Annotated in this window: 13 protein-coding genes; 7 read left to right on the top strand and 6 right to left on the bottom strand. The window is 59.0% G+C overall.

The window, feature by feature from the left end; genetic code table 11:
- Positions 1-95 precede the first annotated feature (95 nt).
- A complete protein-coding gene (locus tag AB3G35_RS06775) occupies positions 96-1679 on the bottom strand; it encodes a peptide chain release factor 3 (protein ID WP_016779471.1) in 1584 nt (527 codons plus the stop codon).
- A 339-nt stretch (positions 1680-2018) separates the two neighbouring features.
- On the opposite strand from AB3G35_RS06775, the gene AB3G35_RS06770 reads away from it, so the two are divergent.
- The 5 genes from AB3G35_RS06770 to AB3G35_RS06750 all read left to right on the top strand — a co-directional run bounded on the left by AB3G35_RS06770 (position 2019) and on the right by AB3G35_RS06750 (position 7082).
- Complete coding sequence (locus tag AB3G35_RS06770) at positions 2019-2735, top strand: ABC transporter permease (RefSeq protein ID WP_016779470.1); 717 nt, start codon at positions 2019-2021, stop codon at positions 2733-2735.
- A gap of 24 nt (positions 2736-2759) precedes the next feature.
- Entirely contained in the window at positions 2760-3653 is an 894-nt protein-coding gene (locus AB3G35_RS06765) for a glycine betaine ABC transporter substrate-binding protein (RefSeq protein WP_016779469.1), read from the top strand.
- 14 nt (positions 3654-3667) lie between these two features.
- Complete coding sequence (locus AB3G35_RS06760) at positions 3668-4321, top strand: ABC transporter permease (protein ID WP_016779468.1); 654 nt, start codon at positions 3668-3670, stop codon at positions 4319-4321.
- Positions 4318-5475, top strand: a complete 1158-nt coding sequence (locus AB3G35_RS06755; RefSeq protein WP_016779467.1) for a betaine/proline/choline family ABC transporter ATP-binding protein — start codon at positions 4318-4320, stop codon at positions 5473-5475. The genes AB3G35_RS06760 and AB3G35_RS06755 overlap by 4 nt, the downstream gene beginning before the upstream one ends.
- A 443-nt stretch (positions 5476-5918) precedes the next feature.
- Entirely contained in the window at positions 5919-7082 is a 1164-nt protein-coding gene (locus tag AB3G35_RS06750) for a type III PLP-dependent enzyme (protein WP_083369775.1), read from the top strand.
- 44 nt (positions 7083-7126) lie between these two features.
- On the opposite strand, the gene AB3G35_RS06745 is transcribed toward AB3G35_RS06750, so the two are convergent.
- The 4 genes from AB3G35_RS06745 to AB3G35_RS06730 form a co-directional block, all read right to left on the bottom strand.
- Positions 7127-8119 carry an alpha-xenorhabdolysin family binary toxin subunit B gene (locus tag AB3G35_RS06745; protein ID WP_106116771.1) on the bottom strand — a complete coding sequence of 331 codons (993 nt, stop codon included), beginning with the start codon at positions 8117-8119 and terminating at the stop codon, positions 7127-7129.
- Positions 8120-8156: 37 nt separating this feature from the next.
- Positions 8157-9386, bottom strand: coding sequence for an alpha-xenorhabdolysin family binary toxin subunit A (locus tag AB3G35_RS06740; RefSeq protein WP_016779464.1), 1230 nt, complete (start codon positions 9384-9386; stop codon positions 8157-8159).
- A 184-nt stretch (positions 9387-9570) separates the two neighbouring features.
- Positions 9571-10341: a tetratricopeptide repeat protein gene (locus AB3G35_RS06735; RefSeq protein ID WP_369782408.1), complete on the bottom strand. Its 771-nt coding sequence runs from the start codon at positions 10339-10341 to the stop codon at positions 9571-9573.
- A 3-nt stretch (positions 10342-10344) separates the two neighbouring features.
- Entirely contained in the window at positions 10345-11025 is a 681-nt protein-coding gene (locus AB3G35_RS06730; RefSeq protein ID WP_016779462.1) for a Fe2+-dependent dioxygenase, read from the bottom strand.
- A 218-nt stretch (positions 11026-11243) separates the two neighbouring features.
- On the opposite strand from AB3G35_RS06730, the gene AB3G35_RS06725 reads away from it, so the two are divergent.
- Positions 11244-13544 carry a TonB-dependent siderophore receptor gene (locus tag AB3G35_RS06725; RefSeq protein ID WP_106116773.1) on the top strand — a complete coding sequence of 767 codons (2301 nt, stop codon included), beginning with the start codon at positions 11244-11246 and terminating at the stop codon, positions 13542-13544.
- Between the two features lie 234 nt (positions 13545-13778).
- Positions 13779-16325 carry a PepSY domain-containing protein gene (locus AB3G35_RS06720; RefSeq protein WP_369782407.1) on the top strand — a complete coding sequence of 849 codons (2547 nt, stop codon included), beginning with the start codon at positions 13779-13781 and terminating at the stop codon, positions 16323-16325.
- Between the two features lie 143 nt (positions 16326-16468).
- Here AB3G35_RS06720 and AB3G35_RS06715 read toward each other — a convergent pair whose 3' ends face one another.
- The gene (locus AB3G35_RS06715; RefSeq protein ID WP_088378967.1) at positions 16469-18205 is read right to left on the bottom strand and encodes a PTS fructose-like transporter subunit IIB; all 1737 of its coding nucleotides are present in this window, start codon (positions 18203-18205) and stop codon (positions 16469-16471) included.
- Positions 18206-18208: the final 3 nt, after the last annotated feature.

Here is an 18208-nt window from a genome sequence, read left to right as displayed (position 1 = left end):
CCGCGATCGCAGCCTGCGGCAGCGACTACAAAATTTGCGCAAAAAAAAAGCGAAGCCCAAGGGCTTCGCTTTTTTTCAACCAGACACCGAAGTGTTTAGTGATGCTCGCGGGTTGCGCGGAATTTCACATCCGGCCAGCGTTCTTCCATCAACGCCAGGTTAACGCGCGTCGGGGCCAGGTAGGTCAGGTGACCACCACCGTCCACAGCCAGGTTTTCCACCGCCTTGACGCTGAACTCTTCAAGCTTCTTCTTATCGTCGCAATCAATCCAGCGCGCCGAGTACACGGTGATCGGCTCGTAGGAGCATTCCACTTTGTATTCTTCCTTCAAGCGGCTGGCAACCACGTCGAACTGCAGCACACCCACGGCGCCCAGGATGATGTCGTTGCTGCGCTCCGGGAAGAACACCTGGGTGGCGCCCTCTTCGGCCAGTTGCTGCAAGCCCTGGCGCAATTGCTTGGACTTGAGCGGGTCGCGCAGGCGCACGCGACGGAACAGTTCCGGGGCAAAGTGCGGGATACCGGTAAAGCTCAGGCTCTCACCCTCGGTGAAGGTGTCACCGATCTGGATGGTGCCGTGGTTGTGCAAACCGATGATATCGCCGGCAAAGGCCTCTTCGAGCTGTTCACGCTCGGAGGAGAAGAACGTCAGGGCATCGCCGATACGCACGTCCTTGCCGGTGCGCACATGGCGCATTTTCATGCCCTTTTCGTACTTGCCCGAGCAAATGCGCATAAAGGCGATGCGGTCGCGGTGTTTTGGGTCCATGTTCGCCTGGATCTTGAACACGAAACCGGTGAATTTCTCTTCTACCGGCTCTACGGTGCGCTCGTTGGCAACACGGGCCAGCGGCTTCGGCGCCCAGTCCACTACCGCGTCAAGTACGTGGTCGACACCAAAGTTGCCCAGTGCCGTACCGAAGAACACCGGGGTCAACTGACCATCCAGGAACTCCTGCTGGTTGAATTCATGGCAAGCGCCCTGAACCAGCTCCAACTGGTCAACAAAACGATCGTACTCGTCACCCAGATGCGCGCGGGCTTCGTCGGAATCGAGTTTTTCGATGATCTTGGTTTCGGTGCGTTCGTGACCGTGACCGGCGGTGTAGACAATGATGTAGTCGTCCGCCAGGTGGTAAACACCCTTGAAATCACGGTAGCAGCCGATCGGCCAGGTGATCGGCGCTGCCTTGATTTTCAGGACTGCTTCGATCTCGTCCAGCAACTCGATCGGGTCGCGAATGTCGCGGTCGAGTTTGTTGATAAAGCTGACGATAGGCGTGTCACGCAGACGACAAACGTCCATCAGGGCGATGGTACGAGGCTCAACGCCCTTACCGCCGTCGAGGACCATCAGCGCCGAGTCGACCGCCGTCAATGTGCGGTAGGTGTCTTCGGAGAAGTCTTCGTGGCCCGGGGTGTCGAGCAGGTTGATCATGTTGTCGCGATACGGGAATTGCATGACCGACGTGGTAATCGAAATACCCCGTTGCTTCTCCATTTCCATCCAGTCGGAGGTGGCATGGCGGTCGGACTTTCGCGATTTCACCGTACCGGCGACAGCAATCGCCTTACCCATCAGCAAGAGCTTTTCGGTGATGGTGGTCTTACCCGCATCGGGGTGGGAAATAATGGCGAAAGTGCGGCGTTTCGCGACTTCGGCGGCCTGGTTGGTCATGGGAAATCGCCTGACGATTGATTCAAAAAAGGGCGCGGATTATAGCCCAAATACGGGCTGTGCAGCCACCGTTGGAACCGTGGCTCGTCGGACAAGGGTGGCAATGTGCCGTAAAAAATGTGAACCTTTTAAACAGTGGAGGCGTCCACTCTCCTGATACGACAAAGCGTCAGGGGCTGAAATATCAGCAAGTTAGCCTGACGAGGCTGCGCTAATGACAGGTGCTGAGGGCGCATTTTCGCCACCACCTGTTGCTCTTCGCGAACATATTGCCGGCAGCCAGGAATGGCCTTGCCACACGACGATGTGTTCGCCGACTGAAAAAAAAGGAGTCCGTCTATGGCGAATCGCTATGGAAAAGGGCTTATAGGATGTGCGGTAGTTATCGCGCTTCTGGCCCTGTTGGTCCACTGGATCGGCATCAGCACTATCGAACACTATCAAGATGATTTGTTGTTCTACCTGCAAGCCCACCTGTACCTGGTACTCGCTTCAATGTTCGCGGCCCTCCTTGTAGGGATACCTGCCGGCATTTTCCTCAGCCGACCTTCAATGGCCGGACGTGCGGAACGCTTCATGCAAGTCTTCAACATCGGCAACACCGTGCCTCCTCTGGCCGTACTGGCCATCGCCCTGGGCTTCCTCGGCATCGGCAGCGGGCCTGCCATCTTCGCCCTGTTTCTCGCCTCGTTGCTGCCCATTGTGCGCAACACCTATGAAGGCCTGAAAAACGTCCAGGGTTCGCTCAAGGAAGCCGCAGTCGGCATCGGCATGACCCCGCGCCAGGTGCTGTGGCGGGTCGAGCTACCCAATGCCGTGCCCATCATCATGGGCGGTGTGCGCGTGGCACTGGCGATCAACGTCGGTACCGCCCCCCTGGCGTTCCTGATCGGCGCCAACAGCCTGGGCAGCCTGATTTTCCCCGGCATCGCCCTTAACAATCAGCCGCAACTGATCCTTGGCGCGGCCTGTACTGCGCTGCTGGCATTGCTGCTCGACGGCCTGGTGATACTGGTCAGCCGCCGGTGGTTGGAACGCGGTCTGCGACCTGCTTAAGGTCTGGCTGAGAAAGGAATACCCATGAAAAAAATTAGCTTTTTACTAGGCTGCATCCTGCTGTGTGCAGGAATTGCACAGGCCGCCGAAAAACCCTTGATTCGCATTGGGGCGCGGGTGTTTACCGAGCAAACCCTGCTCGCGGAAATCACTTCGCAATACCTCAACAGCAAGGGCTACAACGCCCAGGTGACTGGCGGGCTGGGCAGCAGCCTGGCGCGCTCGGCCCATGAGTCCGGGCAACTGGACATGGTGTGGGAATACACTGGTGTTTCGCTGGTGGCCTACAACCACATCACCGACAAGCTGGACAGCCAGCAATCCTACGACCGGGTAAAAGAGGTCGATGCAAAAAAGGGACTGATCTGGCTGCACCCGTCCAAGTTCAGCAACACCTATGCCCTGGCTCTGCCGCAAAAGGTGGCTGAGGAGTTCCCGGGCATCAACAGCGTCAGCGACCTGAACAAGGCCCTGCGCGAACCGGAAAACAAAAAAGCGCTGGTGGCCCTGGACACCGAGTTTGCCAACCGCTCCGACGGTTTGCTGGGCATGGTCAAGCTGTATGACCTGGACCTGACCCGTCGCAATATCCGTCAGATGGACGCAGGCCTGGTCTACACCGCCCTGAAAAACGGCCAGGTGTTTGCCGGCCTGGTCTACACCACGGACGGTCGCCTGAGCGCCTTCAACCTGAAGCTGCTCGACGACGACCTGCATTACTTCCCGGACTACACCGCCGCCCCGGTGGTACGCAAAGAGTACCTGGACGCCCACCCGGAACTCGAAGGCCTGCTCAAGCCGCTGGCGGATCTGTTTGACGACGAAACCATGCGCCAGCTCAATGCCCGGGTCGACGTTGACCACGAAAGCCCGTCCAAAGTCGCCGCAGATTTCCTGCGCCAGCATCCACTGAACTGAATAGAGGAGAAGACATGGAATTTTTAAACGCCTTTTCCCACATGGACTGGTCGCAGGTCCTGCATCTGACCCTACAGCACATCAGCCTGGTCGGCATCGCGGTGATCCTCGCGATCCTGATCGGCGTGCCGCTGGGCGTGCTGATGACGCGCTTCCCGTCACTGGCCGGCCCGCTGCAGGCCAGCGCCACGGTGCTGTTGACCATTCCGTCGATCGCCCTGTTCGGTCTGCTGCTGCCGTTCTACTCCAAGTTCGGCCAGGGCCTGGGCCCGATGCCGGCCATTACCGCCGTGTTCCTGTACTCGCTGCTGCCGATCATGCGCAACACCTTCCTCGCCCTCACCGGCGTGGAACCGGGGATTCGCGAAGCGGCCCGCGGCATCGGCATGACCTTCAGCCAGCGCCTGCGCATGGTTGAACTGCCGATTGCCGTACCGGTGATCCTGGCCGGTGTGCGCACCGCCGTGGTGATGAACATCGGGGTAATGACCATCGCTGCCACCATCGGTGCTGGCGGTCTGGGTGTACTTATTCTTGCTGCAATCAGCCGTAGCGACATGTCGATGCTGATCGTCGGCGCCGTGTTGGTCAGTGTTCTGGCCATCATCGCCGACCTGCTTCTGCAATGGCTGCAACGCTCGCTGACTCCAAAAGGACTGCTCAAATGATCGAACTTCAAAACCTCAGCAAAACTTTCCAAAGCAACGGTAAAGACGTCAAAGCCGTGGACTCGGTAAGCCTGACCGTCAACGAAGGCGAAATCTGCGTGTTCCTCGGGCCTTCGGGTTGCGGCAAAAGCACCACGTTGAAAATGATCAACCGCCTGATCAAACCCACCTCGGGCAAGATCCTGATCAACGGCGAAGACACCACCGACCTCGACCCGGTGACCTTGCGTCGCAATATCGGTTATGTGATCCAGCAGATCGGTCTGTTCCCCAACATGACCATCGAGGAGAACATCACCGTGGTGCCGCGCCTGTTGGGCTGGGACAAGCAAAAGTGCCATGAACGTGCCCGCGAACTGATGAGCATGATCAAGCTCGAACCCAAGCAGTACCTGCATCGCTACCCGCGCGAGCTGTCTGGTGGCCAGCAACAACGTATCGGCGTGATTCGCGCCCTGGCCGCCGATGCGCCGTTGCTGTTGATGGATGAACCCTTTGGCGCGGTCGACCCGATCAACCGTGAAATGATCCAGAACGAATTCTTCGAGATGCAACGTGCGCTGAACAAGACCGTGATCATGGTCAGCCACGACATCGACGAAGCCATCAAGCTGGGTGACAAGATCGCCATCTTCCGTGGCGGCAAGCTGCTGCAGATGGATCACCCGGACACCCTGCTGGCCCACCCGGCGGACGACTTTGTGAGCAACTTTGTCGGCCAGGACAGCACCCTGAAACGTCTGCTGCTGGTAAAAGCAGAAGACGCCGCGGACAACGCACCGTCGGTGAGCCCGGAAACCCCGGTGGCCGAAGCGCTGGAGCTGATGGACGAACTGGACCGCCGCTATGTGGTGGTCACCTGTGCTGACAACAAGGCACTGGGCTATGTGCGTCGTCGCGACCTGCATCGCCAGAGCGGCACCTGTGGCCAGTACCTGCGTGAATTCAACGCCACGGCAGCGTATGACGAACACTTGCGCATCCTGCTGTCGCGCATGTACGAGTTCAACCGTTCGTGGCTGCCGGTGATGGATGCCGAGCGGGTGTTCCTGGGTGAAGTGACCCAGGAATCGATTGCCGCCTACCTGAGCTCGGGCCGTTCCCGGGGGGCCAAGACCAGTATTGTGTCGCCGGCGGATATCGCGCTGGCCTGATCAATCGCAGCCCTCACCCTAACCCTCTCCCAAAGGGAGAGGGGACTAAAGGCAAAAGCAGATGTGCGCAACGCCGCCAATCAGCCCCCTCTCCCTCCGGGAGAGGGCTGGGGTGAGGGGCCTTTGATTTTCTCCTGCGTGAACTCTGCGCTGCCATCACAGTCGGTTACATAAATAGCCGTCTCTCCCCCCCACGACGAACTCGTGCAAAAACGCGACATTTTTTGTTGATCTGCGGGCACTCACGCCCTAAAGTTCGCGCCGAACATCCATGCTGGAAACGATCCATCCGGCTCAAGTACTGACGACGAGACAGCAAGGTCCATTTACCTTTTTTGCTTTCGGCGGACATGCCTTGGGAAGTAGGCGAACCAAAGTGGGGATACGGAGGATGTTCAGCTGCACCCATTTATTTATGACGTTTGCCACAGGAGTCCCCCAGCATGTCGATTCAGGTCGAAGACTATTACGCGCGCGATACCTTCCAGAAAATGAAGGCCTTCGCTGACACCCAGGAAACCCCGTTCGTGGTGATCGACACCGCCATGATCAGCAAGGCCTACGATGACCTGCGTGCAGGGTTCGAATTCGCCAAGGTGTACTACGCCGTCAAAGCCAACCCGGCGGTCGAAATCATCGACTTGCTGCGCGACAAAGGTTCGAACTTCGACATCGCCTCGATCTACGAGCTGGACAAGGTGATGGCCCAAGGCGTTGGCCCGGACCGCATCAGCTACGGCAACACCATCAAGAAATCCAAGGACATTCGTTACTTCTACGAGAAAGGCGTGCGCCTGTTCTCCACTGACTCAGAAGCCGACCTGCGTAACATCGCCAAGGCAGCACCGGGCTCGAAAATCTATGTGCGCATCCTGACCGAAGGCTCGACCACGGCTGACTGGCCACTGTCGCGCAAATTCGGCTGCCAGACCGACATGGCCATGGACCTGCTGATCCTGGCCCGCGACCTGGGCCTGGTGCCTTACGGCATTTCGTTCCACGTTGGCTCCCAGCAACGCGATATCAGCGTGTGGGATGCGGCCATTGCCAAGGTCAAGGTGATCTTCGAGCGTCTTAAAGAAGAAGACGGCATCGTCCTCAAGCTGATCAACATGGGCGGCGGCTTCCCGGCCAACTACATCACCCGCACCAACAGCCTGGAAACCTACGCTGAAGAAATCATCCGCTTTCTCAAGGAAGATTTCGGTGACGACCTGCCGGAAATCATCCTGGAGCCGGGTCGCTCGCTGATTGCCAACGCCGGGATCCTGGTCAGCGAAGTGGTACTGGTTGCGCGTAAATCGCGCACTGCCGTTGAGCGTTGGGTATACACCGATGTGGGCAAATTCTCGGGCCTGATCGAAACCATGGATGAAGCCATCAAGTTCCCGATCTGGACCGAGAAAAAAGGCGAAATGGAAGAAGTGGTGATCGCCGGTCCAACCTGCGACAGCGCCGATATCATGTATGAAAACTACAAGTACGGCCTGCCCCTGAACCTGGCCATCGGTGACCGCCTCTACTGGCTGTCGACCGGTGCCTACACCACCAGCTACAGCGCCGTAGAATTCAACGGCTTCCCGCCGCTGAAGTCGTTCTACCTGTAAGCACATGCCCCCCGCACTCGCGTGCGGGGGGCTGTCGATATCGTCTAGCGGCTGATGCGCCGCAAAAAGCCCAAAAACCCGACCAGCTCTGCCGACGTCTGACGCAGCAAGTGCTCATCGACTTCAGTGGTCGCACGCACCCGGGCAATGAACACCCCCATCCCCTTGGCCACCAGCCTTATATTGGCAACCCAGCAGGCACGCACCTCAACCAGCTCCGCGTGGCGCCTGATCTTTTGCGCGCGCTCCTGCAGCACTCGCGCATCCGTCTTGTTCTTGTTGCTCAAGGTTCTCAGGTCGACCAACCTGTCGCTTATCTTGTTGCGCGCTTCAGTCAGCGAAAACAGCCTGAACCCGCCGTCATAAACGCCCAGGTACTGAGTCAATCGCTCAAGGGCGGCAATCACGGTGTCTGCATCCGCCCTTCCCACCAGGGCGGTGCTGACCAACCCCTGGATTTGCTCCGGTGTGGGCAGCAAGTCACGCACATGGTCGAGCCAGGTTCGTGATTGCAAAAGCGTTACCGCTGCGTCAATCACCTGCTTGTCTGCACGCAGCCGATCTTCTTCGGCCTGCAGGTCAACGGCCTGCTGCTCCAGTTCTTCGAGCCTGGCCGCGTCATAAGCCAGCAGCGGGTCCGAATAATGCTCCAGGTTCAACCCTTCACCTTCCACTGCGCGCATTTCGATCTGTTCTTTCGCCGCCCTGGCGGCACTTGCAATACGGCTGACCCGCTGAAAAAAAGTATCACTTAACGTATTGATCGCCGACGCTTGTATACCGGCAGCCAGACGGGTATGCCCCTGAACAATGATCCACTGCTGGAGAAGTTCGTCGAGCCCGGCACTTTCAACCATCACTTCAAGATTGCTGGCCTTATCAGCAACAGCACGCACACTTTGACTCAAATACCTGGCTGCCTGCCCCAAACGCTCCTGGAGCGACGGAATAAAATCGTATTCATGATTGACCGCCACCGCATGGAATTTTTTCAAGCCTTCGATAACACCCGGCATATCGGGATTTTCATAACCCATAACATCAATCTCCCTGTTCAAGTATTCACTTCCTTGTTTACTGACGCCCATCTACCATGTCATCAAACACCAGTGCGATATAAAAACTGTAATCCTTGACACGCATCCAAGGGTTCAACAACTGAGCAAAATCAAGTTTGAACTTGTGTAATCGGGCAAGGGTATTGACCCCTTTGAGTTCAAACGCTGCCTCATCCAGATATTTGGCGATATACCCCCAGACCTGTGCCAGTTGCCTGGCGCCCTGCTCGGCGCCGAGCATGCGGCTGCGCAAATCCGTGAAGCGCTGCTGGGTGGTGTCCAGGGCTACAGCCAGACGTTCCTGCTCCTGACTGCCTTGCCTGGCAAGATCGCGCTCGGCGATCAGCTTGTTTTTCCGCGCGCGTATGCTTTCAGCCTTGACCCCGAAAATTCCGCCGGTAATCGCCAGCCCGATAGGCCCCAGAAAGATCCCCGAATGCCCGTACAGCACATGCGAGCGGTAGTCCCTGATCAACTGCTCGATTTCACTGTCCAGTTCCTTGATGCGCGCAGTCAGCAACTTGCGCTCAGCCGATAGCCCCGCCTTGGCATACGCTTCGAGCTTGGCATTTACCTGGTGAATCAGCTCATCCGACAACACACGCTCAAACTCGGCCGCCAGTGCGCCCACGGCATGGGTTTTTTTGATGTAGGCCTCGGTATCCTGCTTGATAAGCAGCACATAGTCCCTGACGATACCCACTGCTCTCAGCTCAGTTGCGCTGAGCACAATCTTTTTAAGCTCGGCTTCTTCTGCCTGGGTCAGTTCGTCAAGCGTGCCACTTAGGAATCGGTCCAGTTCGACTTTATTGATCAACTCGATAATGCTGTTGGCCGTGGTGATGAACCCGTCGGAGAACCGGTTGAGTTGTCGGCTGAGTTCCTTGGTATCACGCTCCAGCACGGCCCAACTGGCGGCATGTTGCACCACACGCTGGTGAAACGACTGGATACTGGCCGGCTCCAGCCCCGCGACACTCGCCGTGTCGGCGCCGAGCCAGGCCACGACCTTGGTGTACTCCACGGGCAATGCCCTGGACTCGCGCACATACGCACGGACACTCTGGATATCACTGCGCCGGACAATAAAGCCCAACTCGTCCCTGGAAACAGCAGCGGTTTTTTCACCCGCGAGCATTTGAATATACTGCGACGGCAAGTAGATGGCCGCTTCCAGTGCACTCATCTCTTCAAGCGGGCGGGTATCTTCAGCGCCGCCAGGGGGCGCAACATTTTGAACCTGCATATTAATTCCCTTTAAACAATGATCCTGCTGTGCAGCATCATGTTTTAAAGGGCATCAAACAATTACCGGGTAGCCTGCAACTGTGTAAGACCAGAGCGTAAATAAAAATGAATAGTTACCTCAACTAACCAGCGCGTACTCGGACGCGATAAACAACAGCGTACGAGTATTAACCGCCGCGCTGTCATCTGTTTTGCACAGGGCTGCTCTGCAACGTATGGATACGGGCTTGCCAAGCCTCGCTCATGGCCCTGACACGCAGGTCGCTGGCTTCAAGCAGGGCCGCCAGGCTTACCCGCAGAAAATTCAGGTTGCCGCCGGCCAGGGCGCGCTCAAACCAGGTCAACGCTTCATCAATACGCCCAGCCTCGGCCAGGACCGAGGCATGGCTGAACTGGCCACGAAAATCACCGCCCTGAGCCGAGCGCTCATACCAGACCCAGGCCGCTTGCTTGTCGCCCGGGCAATACACCCCCTCTTCGAGGTAGCGCCCCACCAGGTTCATCGACTTGGCATGGCCCGCCTGCGCCGCGACCCGGTACAGCTTGAATGCCGCCCCCTGGTCTGGCGCCACGCCACGGCCGGTGGCCAGCAGGTTGGCGTAGTTGTAGAGCGCCCAGTCCAGCCCCGCCTCGGCGGCTTGGCGGTATTCCAGGCTGGCCAGGGTGCAGTCCACAGGCCCGCCCCAGCCGTGTTCCCAGCAGCGCCCCAACATATTGCGGGCCATCAGGTGGCCAGAATTGGCGGCGATCTGAAACCAGCGCTTGGCCAGCACCGGATCGCGCTCAATGCCCTGGCCGTCGAGCAGAATCTGCCCGAGCAAGGCCTGGCCATCGACGATGCCCTGCTTGGCGGCGATTAAAATGGCCTGGGCCGCCTTGCCCGGGTTTTCAGCCAGCATGGCGCTCAGTTGCGCACCGTCGAGCACTTCTTCACGACGTAGTTGAAAGCTCATGACTTACACCTCGGCCCAGCGACGCAGCAGGTTGTGGTAGGTGCCGGTGAGCTGGATCAGCGAGGGGTGATCAGGAACGTCGCGGGTCAGTTGCTGAATCGCGCCATCCATTTCAAACAGCAGCGTGCGCTGGCTGTCTTCACGCACCAGGCTCTGGGTCCAGAAAAATGACGCAAAGCGTGCACCACGGGTAACGGCGTTGACCTTGTGCAAGCTGGTGCCGGGGTACAAGACCATGTCGCCAGCAGGCAGCTTGACCTGCTGCACACCGTAAGTGTCCTGAATCACCAGCTCGCCGCCGTCGTAGTCCTCGGGGTCGCTGAAAAACAGGGTGGCCGACAGATCGGTGCGCACCCGCTCGGGGCTGCCCTTGGGCTGGCGCACGGCATTGTCGATATGAAAGTCGAAACTGCCGCCCCCGGTGTAGCAGTTCACCAACGGCGGAAACACCTTGTGTGGCAAGGCCGCTGACATATACAGCGGATTTTTCCACAGCCGATCAATCATCGCCGCGCCGATTTCCTTGGCCAGTGGATGGTCTTCGGGTAATTGCAGATTGTGCTTGGCCTTGGCCGACTGAAAACCTGCGGTGATCTTGCCGTCAGCCCACTCGGTCTGCTGCAGCGCCTCACGGATGCGCTGCACCTCTTCACGGGAGAACAAGCCGGGGATATGCAGCAACATGACGCAATACCTGATAGCAAAGGGATGGCAATGGTATTGATTCTTATTGTCTGTGTAAAACTTTGTTAAGCGGCCTGTAGACGAACGAGTGTGAAAAAACCGTAAAGGCAATTTGTAAAGAATGTAAATTCAGCGCAAATAGTAATGCCTCTCAATTGATAGTCAGAATTGTTTGCCATATATTTCGCGGCTCAAATTCTGGGGGAAGGGATCTTCAAATGTCGCGCCAACAATTAAAAATACCCGTCAGCTCACCGCGTTTACTGGCTTCGGCCATCGGTGTCGCGATTACCGCGACCTCTGCATGCCATCTGGTTCAGGCTGCCGAGAGCACTGACAGCAAGGCCCAGGGCAGCAGTATTTCCCTTGGCGCGACCACGGTTACCGGCGAGCAGACTGACAAGTCTTATCAGACCGAGAAAGCCAGCTCCCAGAAGTACACCGCACCGCTGGTTGATACGCCGCGCTCTGTCACCGTGATCCCGCAGCAAGTGCTGCAGGACACTGCAGCCACCTCGCTGCAAGACGCCCTGCGCACCGTGCCAGGCATCACCTTCGGCGCAGGCGAAGGCGGCAACCCACAGGGCGACCGTCCGTTTATCCGTGGTTTTGACGCACAGTCCGACATGTACCTGGACGGCGTGCGCGATGCTGGTGGCCAGACCCGCGAAATCTTCGACATCGAATCGATCGAAGTCAGCAAAGGCCCGAACTCCACTTTCGGTGGTCGTGGCTCGGCTGGCGGCAGCCTGAACATGGTGAGCAAGACCGCCAAGGCAGGTGATTTCCTCAATGGCGGCTTCACCTACGGCTCCGACCAGACCCGTCGCTACACCCTGGATGTAAACCGTCAGTTCCTGGACACCGCAGCGTTCCGTCTGAACCTGATGAGCCACGAACAGAACGTCGCAGGCCGCGAATCGGTCAACTACGACCGCTGGGGCGTAGCACCATCGCTGACCTTCGGCCTGGGTACTGAAAACCGTCTGAACGTCAGCTACTACCACCTGGAAAGCAACGACCTGCCGGATTCGGGCATTCCATACGGCTACAGCAACAGTTCCAAGACCGCAGTTCACGTCCACGACAAACCGGACGATGGCGGCGACAGCAAAAACTTCTACGGCCTCAAGGACCGTGACTTCCGCAAGACCCGTGTGGATATCAGCACCATCTCGTTCGAGCATGACTTCAGCGATGCGATGACCCTGAAAAACACCTTCCGCCACGGCAACACCGGCCAGGACTACATCCTCACCCAGCCGGACGACAGCCAGCACAACGTCAACCAGTACGGCACCGTATGGCGTCGTGCCAATACCCGTGTTTCGACCACCGAAACCACCACCAACCAGACTGACCTGTTCGGCAACTTCCAGGTTATGGGCTTCAAGAACAACTACTCCACCGGTGTTGAATTCACTCGTGAAGAAACCCGTGCCAGCGGTTACACCGTGACCCCGAACAGCAACCCCAACTGCACGCCAGACAAAGTCGGTAACAGCGGCGGCCAGTGCACCTCGCTGTCCAACCCGAACCCGAACGATGTGTGGACCGGTACTGAAGCGCGCAACTACTACGGCACCAACACCGTGGGCGTGACCAAAGCCGCCTATGTGTTCGATACCATCGAGCTGGATCCGAAGTGGCTGTTGAACGCCGGCCTGCGTTACGACGCCTTCAGCACCACCGCCAACACCAATGCCGCGACTGGCCGTACCAAGGCCTCGAACGACAGCCACTTCTTCAACTGGCAGACCGGCCTGGTCTGGAAGCCACTGGATAACGGCAGCGTTTACCTGTCCTACGCGACCTCGGCTACTCCGCCAGGCGGCGTGGTGGGTGAAGGCGTTGAAGGCAATGGCCTGGTTGCTCCAGGCAGCACCATCACCAGCGACCTGAAGCCGGAAGAAACCGTTAACTACGAACTGGGCACCAAGTGGGACGTGTTCCACGATCGTCTGTCGCTGACTGCAGCCATCTTCCGTACCGAGAAAAAGAACACTCGCGTACTGACTGACTCGTTCACCTACGAAAACGCCGGTGAGTCTCGCGTTGACGGCTTGGAACTGTCGGCCAGCGGCAAGATCACTGACAAGTGGCAAGTGTTTGCAGGCTACAGCTACCTGAAAAGCGAGCTGGTTGATCCGGGCCAGAAAGCCAACCGTAATGGCACTATCAATACCGCAGCCGTTTCGGACAAAGGCAATGAAATGCCGAACACCCCGAAAAACAGCTTCAGCCTGTGGACAACCTATGAAGTGATGCCAAAGCTGACCATCGGCGGCGGTGCGTTCTATGTTGACGAAGTCTACGGCGACACGGCCAACACCGTTTACGTCCCGGCTTACACTCGCTACGACGCAATGGCCAGCTACAAGCTGACCAAAAACATCGACCTGCAACTGAACGTACAAAACCTGACCGACAAGACCTACTACGACAAAGCCTACGCTGCGCACTTTGCCAGCCAGGCCGCAGGCCGTACCGCCTTGTTGACCACCAGCTTCCACTTCTAATTCGAAGTTGAGCTGAACAAAAGCCCCGCCCATCTGATGGTCGGGGCTTTTGTGTGTAGCCGCTGACGAGGCACGAGGCTGCGATGCGGGCCGCAGGAGCGCCAACGGGGGCCGCTGCGCAACCCATCGCAGCCTCGTGCCTCGTCAGCGGCTACAGATTCTGAAGCGTGTAGAACTGACGTACACGGCATACTGCGCCGTGATGAATTCAATTGAGCAAGCAAGGCGGTCGTCGTGTTTAAGAAAACACTGTTTCAGCTGCACTGGTTTTTCGGCATAACCGCCGGGCTGGTTCTGGCCCTGATGGGGATAACCGGTGCCACGGTGTCGTTTCAGGACGAGTTGCTGAACTTGCTCAACCCTTCGGTGCTCAAGGTCGAAAAACTCGACAGCGGCGTATTGCCACCGGCCGAGCTGGTGCGCCGGGTCGAAGCCACCGAGGGCAAGCAAGTCGCCATGATGTGGGTGGGCGTGGACAGCGGCACCGCCGCACGGGTTTTCTTTACCCCGCCACCGGGCGAACGCCGCGGCCAGTTGCGTTATGTCGACCCCTACACCGGCACCTATCAGGGTGAGGCCAATGGCCAGGGCTTTTTCGACCTGATGCTGCAGCTGCACCGCTTCCTGGCAATGGGCCAGAGCGGTCGCCAGATCACCGGCGCCTGTACGCTGATGCTGGTGTTCTTCTGCCTGTCGGGCCTGTACCTGCGCTGGCCGCGCCAGGCGCTGAACTGGCGCGCCTGGCTGACCCTGGACTGGGCGAAAAAAGGTCGCAGCTTCAACTGGGACCTGCACGCCGTGGCCGGAACCTGGTGCATGGTCTTTTATCTGCTGGCAGCCCTGACCGGCCTGTCGTGGTCATACGAGTGGTACAACCAGGGCCTGCAAAAACTCCTGTCCGATGCCCCGAGCGGTGAACAGCGCCAGGGCGGTGGTCGCGGCCCCCGTGGCCAGGGCGGCCCGGCCGGCCCTGCGCCGGTCGCCGATTACGACGCCATCTGGGCCAGCATCCAGAAGACCGCCGGGCCGGACCTGGCCCTGTACAACGTGCGTATGCCGCCAGTGGCCGGCCAGCCTGCAACGGTGTTCTACCTGCTGAACACCTCACCCCACGAGCGCGCCTTCAACCAGATCGTGCTCGACCCGGCCACCGGTGCGGTCAAAAAAGTCGAGCGCTATGACGACAAGAGCTACAAGGCGCAATTGCTGACCAGCATTTACGCGCTGCACACCGGCAGCTACTGGGGCATCACCGGGCGCGTGCTGGTGACTGTCGCCAGCCTGACCATGCCGCTGTTCTTTATTACCGGCTGGTTGCTGTACCTGGACCGTCGCCGCAAAAAGCGTCAGATCAAACAGGCGCGTCAAGGTTTTGCCGACACGGGCAGCGATGCCTCGTCATGGCTAATCGGCTTTGCCAGCCAAAGCGGCTTTGCCGAGCAACTGGCCTGGCAGACAGCCGGGCAACTGCAGGCCGCGGGCTTGCCAGTAAGGGTCCAGCCATTGGGTGCGCTCAGTGAAGATGATTTGCAGCAAGCCAATCATGCCCTGTTCGTGGTCAGCACCTTTGGCGATGGTGAAGCGCCCGACAGCGCGCGGGGTTTTGAACGCAAAATCCTCGGCCAGCCCCTGGGCTTGAATGCTCTCAAATACTCCGTACTGGCTTTGGGTGACCGTCAGTACCCGCACTTTTGCGGTTTTGCCACACGTATCCAGCAATGGTTGAGCGAGCGCGGCGCACAAGCGCTGTTTAGCCCGGTGCAGGTCGACAGTGGTGATGTCGAGGCCCTGCATCACTGGCAACAACAGCTCAGCCAGCTCACCGGCGGCGCACCGGGCACACACTGGCAGGCGCCGAGCTATAACAACTGGACCCTGATTGAGCGCAAGCTGCTCAACCCCGGTAGCAGCGGCTCGGAGGTTTACCTGCTGGGGCTCGACGCGCCAGACGCCAATGTTTCATGGCAGGCCGGTGACCTGGTAGAAGTCATGCCGCGACAATCGAGCTGGGCGGTTGAGCACTTTCTGGAGGGCCTGGGCCTGTCGGCTGACACCCAGGTGCAACTCGATGGTCTGCAAGAAACCCTGGCCCAGGCCCTGGCGGGGCGCCAGTTGCCGGAAAATCGCGGCCATCTGGTGGGCATGCATGCCCAGGCATTGGTAGACGCGCTGATCCCGCTGAACATGCGCGAATACTCCATTGCCTCGATTCCGCAGGACGGTGTGCTGGAGTTGATCGTGCGTCAGGAGCGGCATGCTGATGGCAGCCTGGGGATAGGTTCGGGCTGGCTCACAGAGCATGCCGCCGTCGGTTCGGCGATCAGCCTGCGCGTGCGGTGCAACAGTGGCTTCCACCTGCCCGCCGAACCGGTGCCGCTGATCCTGCTCGGTAATGGCACCGGGCTGGCGGGGCTGCGCAGCTTGCTCAAGGCCCGCATTGCCCAGGGCCAGCAGCGCAACTGGTTGTTCTTTGGCGAGCGCAATGCTGCACACGACTTCTATTGCCGCGATGAGCTGAAAGGCTGGTTGGCCAGCGGTGACCTGGCGCGGCTGGATCTGGCGTTTTCACGGGATCAGGCACAGAAAGTGTATGTGCAGGACCGCTTGCGTGAATCTGCCGCACAAGTACGCCAATGGCTTGACCAAGGCGCGGCGATTTATATCTGTGGCAGTTTGCAAGGGATGGCGGCGGGTGTGGATCAGGCGCTGATCGACATGCTGGGGGCTGAAGCGGTGGAGCTGCTGATCGAGCAAGGGCGCTATCGGCGGGATGTGTATTAGTCGGACAAGCTGCTCAGCTCTTGTAGGAGCGGGCTTGCTCGCGATGGCATCGCCACGGTTTGCCTGACAGACCGCAGCGCCTGCATCGCAGGCAAGCCAGCTCCCACTGGATTTACGGTGACATTGTGGGAGCGGGGATTGTTTTATGCTTTGGCCGTCTCCAGCGCCATTTCAACCGGCTCCGGCCGCTTGATCACTGCGTACACCACCGCCGTCAGCAAGCTACCTGCCACAATCGCCAACAAGTACAGCAGCGCATGGTTGATCGCGTTCGGGATCAGCATGACAAACAGGCCACCGTGCGGTGCCATCAGCTTGCAACCGAAGTACATCGACAGTGCCCCTGTCAGTGCCCCACCCAGAATGCTCGCCGGGATCACCCGCAGCGGGTCCTTGGCAGCAAACGGGATTGCCCCTTCAGAAATAAAGCACAGCCCCAGTACCAGCGCAGCCTTGCCAGCCTCGCGCTCAGTCTGGGCGAACTTGCGGCGCGCCAGGAACGTGGCAATGCCCAGGCCAATCGGCGGCACCATGCCAGCAGCCATTGTGGCCGCCATCGGTGCATAACTTTGCGAGGCTAGCAGCCCTACCGAAAACGCATAGGCCGCCTTGTTGATCGGCCCGCCCAGGTCGACGCACATCATGCCGCCCAGCAATACACCAAGCAGGATGGCGTTGGTGGTGCCCATGCTGTCGAGGAAGTGGGTCAGGCCTTCAAGCATTCCGGCAACCGGCTTGCCCACCACGTAAATCATCACCAGACCGGTAAACAGGCTGGCGAACAACGGAATGATCAAAATCGGTTTCAACGCTTCAAGGCTTTGCGGCAACCGCGCATAGCGATTGATCGCCTTGGCGCAGTAACCGGCGATAAACCCGGCAATGATCCCGCCGATAAACCCGGCCCCCAAGGTGCTCGCCAACAGGCCGCCGATCATCCCCGGCGCCAGGCCCGGGCGGTCGGCAATCGAGTAGGCGATGTAACCCGCCAACAACGGCACCATCAGTTTGAACGCAGCATCACCACCGATCTGCATCAGCGCCGCCGCCAGCGTGCCAGGTTCTTTATAAGCTTCAATGCCAAACACGAAGGACAGCGCGATCAGCAAACCGCCCGCCACCACCATCGGCAGCATAAAGGACACGCCCGTCAGCAGGTGTTTGTAGACGCCGGCCTTTTCTTGCTTGGCAGGCGCTCCGCCAGCCGCCGCAGCGCTCTCTTGCTGCCCCTCGCTCAACGCCTTGTTCAGTGTGGCTTCGGCCTGCTTGAGGGCGATACCGGTGCCGCAACGATAGATTTTTTTGCCGGCAAAACGCTCGGTCGGTACCTCGATATCTGCCGCCAACAGCACCACATCGGCATCGCGGATGGCTTCGGCGCTCAACGGGTTGCGCGCACCTACCGACCCCTGGGTCTCGACCTGCAGATCGTAGCCCAAGCGCTTGGCCGCTTGCTGCAAGGCTTCCGCCGCCATAAAGGTGTGCGCCACGCCCGTAGGGCAGGCAGTGACGGCAACGATTTTCGGGGCTTTCTGTGCGTTTTTATCCGCAGCCGATGGCGCCGCAGCAACGTAGACCTCAGCCTCCTGCACACCACGCTGCAATACCGCTTCTACATCTTGCAGGGCCTGGGCCGGGGTGCTCTGGAACACCCGCTTGCCGATAAAACGCTGCATATCCAGCGGTGTGCTGCTGACCACCAACACCCACTCAGCTTCGTCGATGGTCGCCGCCGACAACTGGCGCTCTGGGTGCTTGGGGTCGTGGACTTCAACGCTGGTGCTCCAGCCCTGACGCTGCGCCGCAGCGTCAAGCAGGCGGGCACACAGCACGCTGGTCACCATGCCGTTGGGGCAGCCCGTCACAATGGCTAATTTCATGTG

Source organism: Pseudomonas sp. WC2401 (assembly GCF_041200115.1).
Lineage (GTDB): Bacteria > Pseudomonadota > Gammaproteobacteria > Pseudomonadales > Pseudomonadaceae > Aquipseudomonas > Aquipseudomonas fragi.
The sequence above is the reverse complement of the archived record's forward strand: the minus strand, read 5'-3'. Positions and strand labels throughout refer to the sequence as shown.

What these genes read in the sequence shown, in the direction of transcription:
- AB3G35_RS06735 (WP_369782408.1), bottom strand. Translation starts at nt 10,341, where the DNA reads ATGAGCTTTCAACTACGTCGTGAAGAAGTGCTCGACGGTGCGCAACTG.
- AB3G35_RS06715 (WP_088378967.1), bottom strand. Translation starts at nt 18,205, where the DNA reads ATGAAATTAGCCATTGTGACGGGCTGCCCCAACGGCATGGTGACCAGC.
- AB3G35_RS06760 (WP_016779468.1), top strand. Translation starts at nt 3,668, where the DNA reads ATGGAATTTTTAAACGCCTTTTCCCACATGGACTGGTCGCAGGTCCTG.
- AB3G35_RS06755 (WP_016779467.1), top strand. Translation starts at nt 4,318, where the DNA reads ATGATCGAACTTCAAAACCTCAGCAAAACTTTCCAAAGCAACGGTAAA.
- AB3G35_RS06765 (WP_016779469.1), top strand. Translation starts at nt 2,760, where the DNA reads ATGAAAAAAATTAGCTTTTTACTAGGCTGCATCCTGCTGTGTGCAGGA.
- AB3G35_RS06775 (WP_016779471.1), bottom strand. Translation starts at nt 1,679, where the DNA reads ATGACCAACCAGGCCGCCGAAGTCGCGAAACGCCGCACTTTCGCCATT.
- AB3G35_RS06730 (WP_016779462.1), bottom strand. Translation starts at nt 11,025, where the DNA reads ATGTTGCTGCATATCCCCGGCTTGTTCTCCCGTGAAGAGGTGCAGCGC.
- AB3G35_RS06745 (WP_106116771.1), bottom strand. Translation starts at nt 8,119, where the DNA reads ATGGGTTATGAAAATCCCGATATGCCGGGTGTTATCGAAGGCTTGAAA.
- AB3G35_RS06750 (WP_083369775.1), top strand. Translation starts at nt 5,919, where the DNA reads ATGTCGATTCAGGTCGAAGACTATTACGCGCGCGATACCTTCCAGAAA.
- AB3G35_RS06725 (WP_106116773.1), top strand. Translation starts at nt 11,244, where the DNA reads ATGTCGCGCCAACAATTAAAAATACCCGTCAGCTCACCGCGTTTACTG.
- AB3G35_RS06770 (WP_016779470.1), top strand. Translation starts at nt 2,019, where the DNA reads ATGGCGAATCGCTATGGAAAAGGGCTTATAGGATGTGCGGTAGTTATC.
- AB3G35_RS06740 (WP_016779464.1), bottom strand. Translation starts at nt 9,386, where the DNA reads ATGCAGGTTCAAAATGTTGCGCCCCCTGGCGGCGCTGAAGATACCCGC.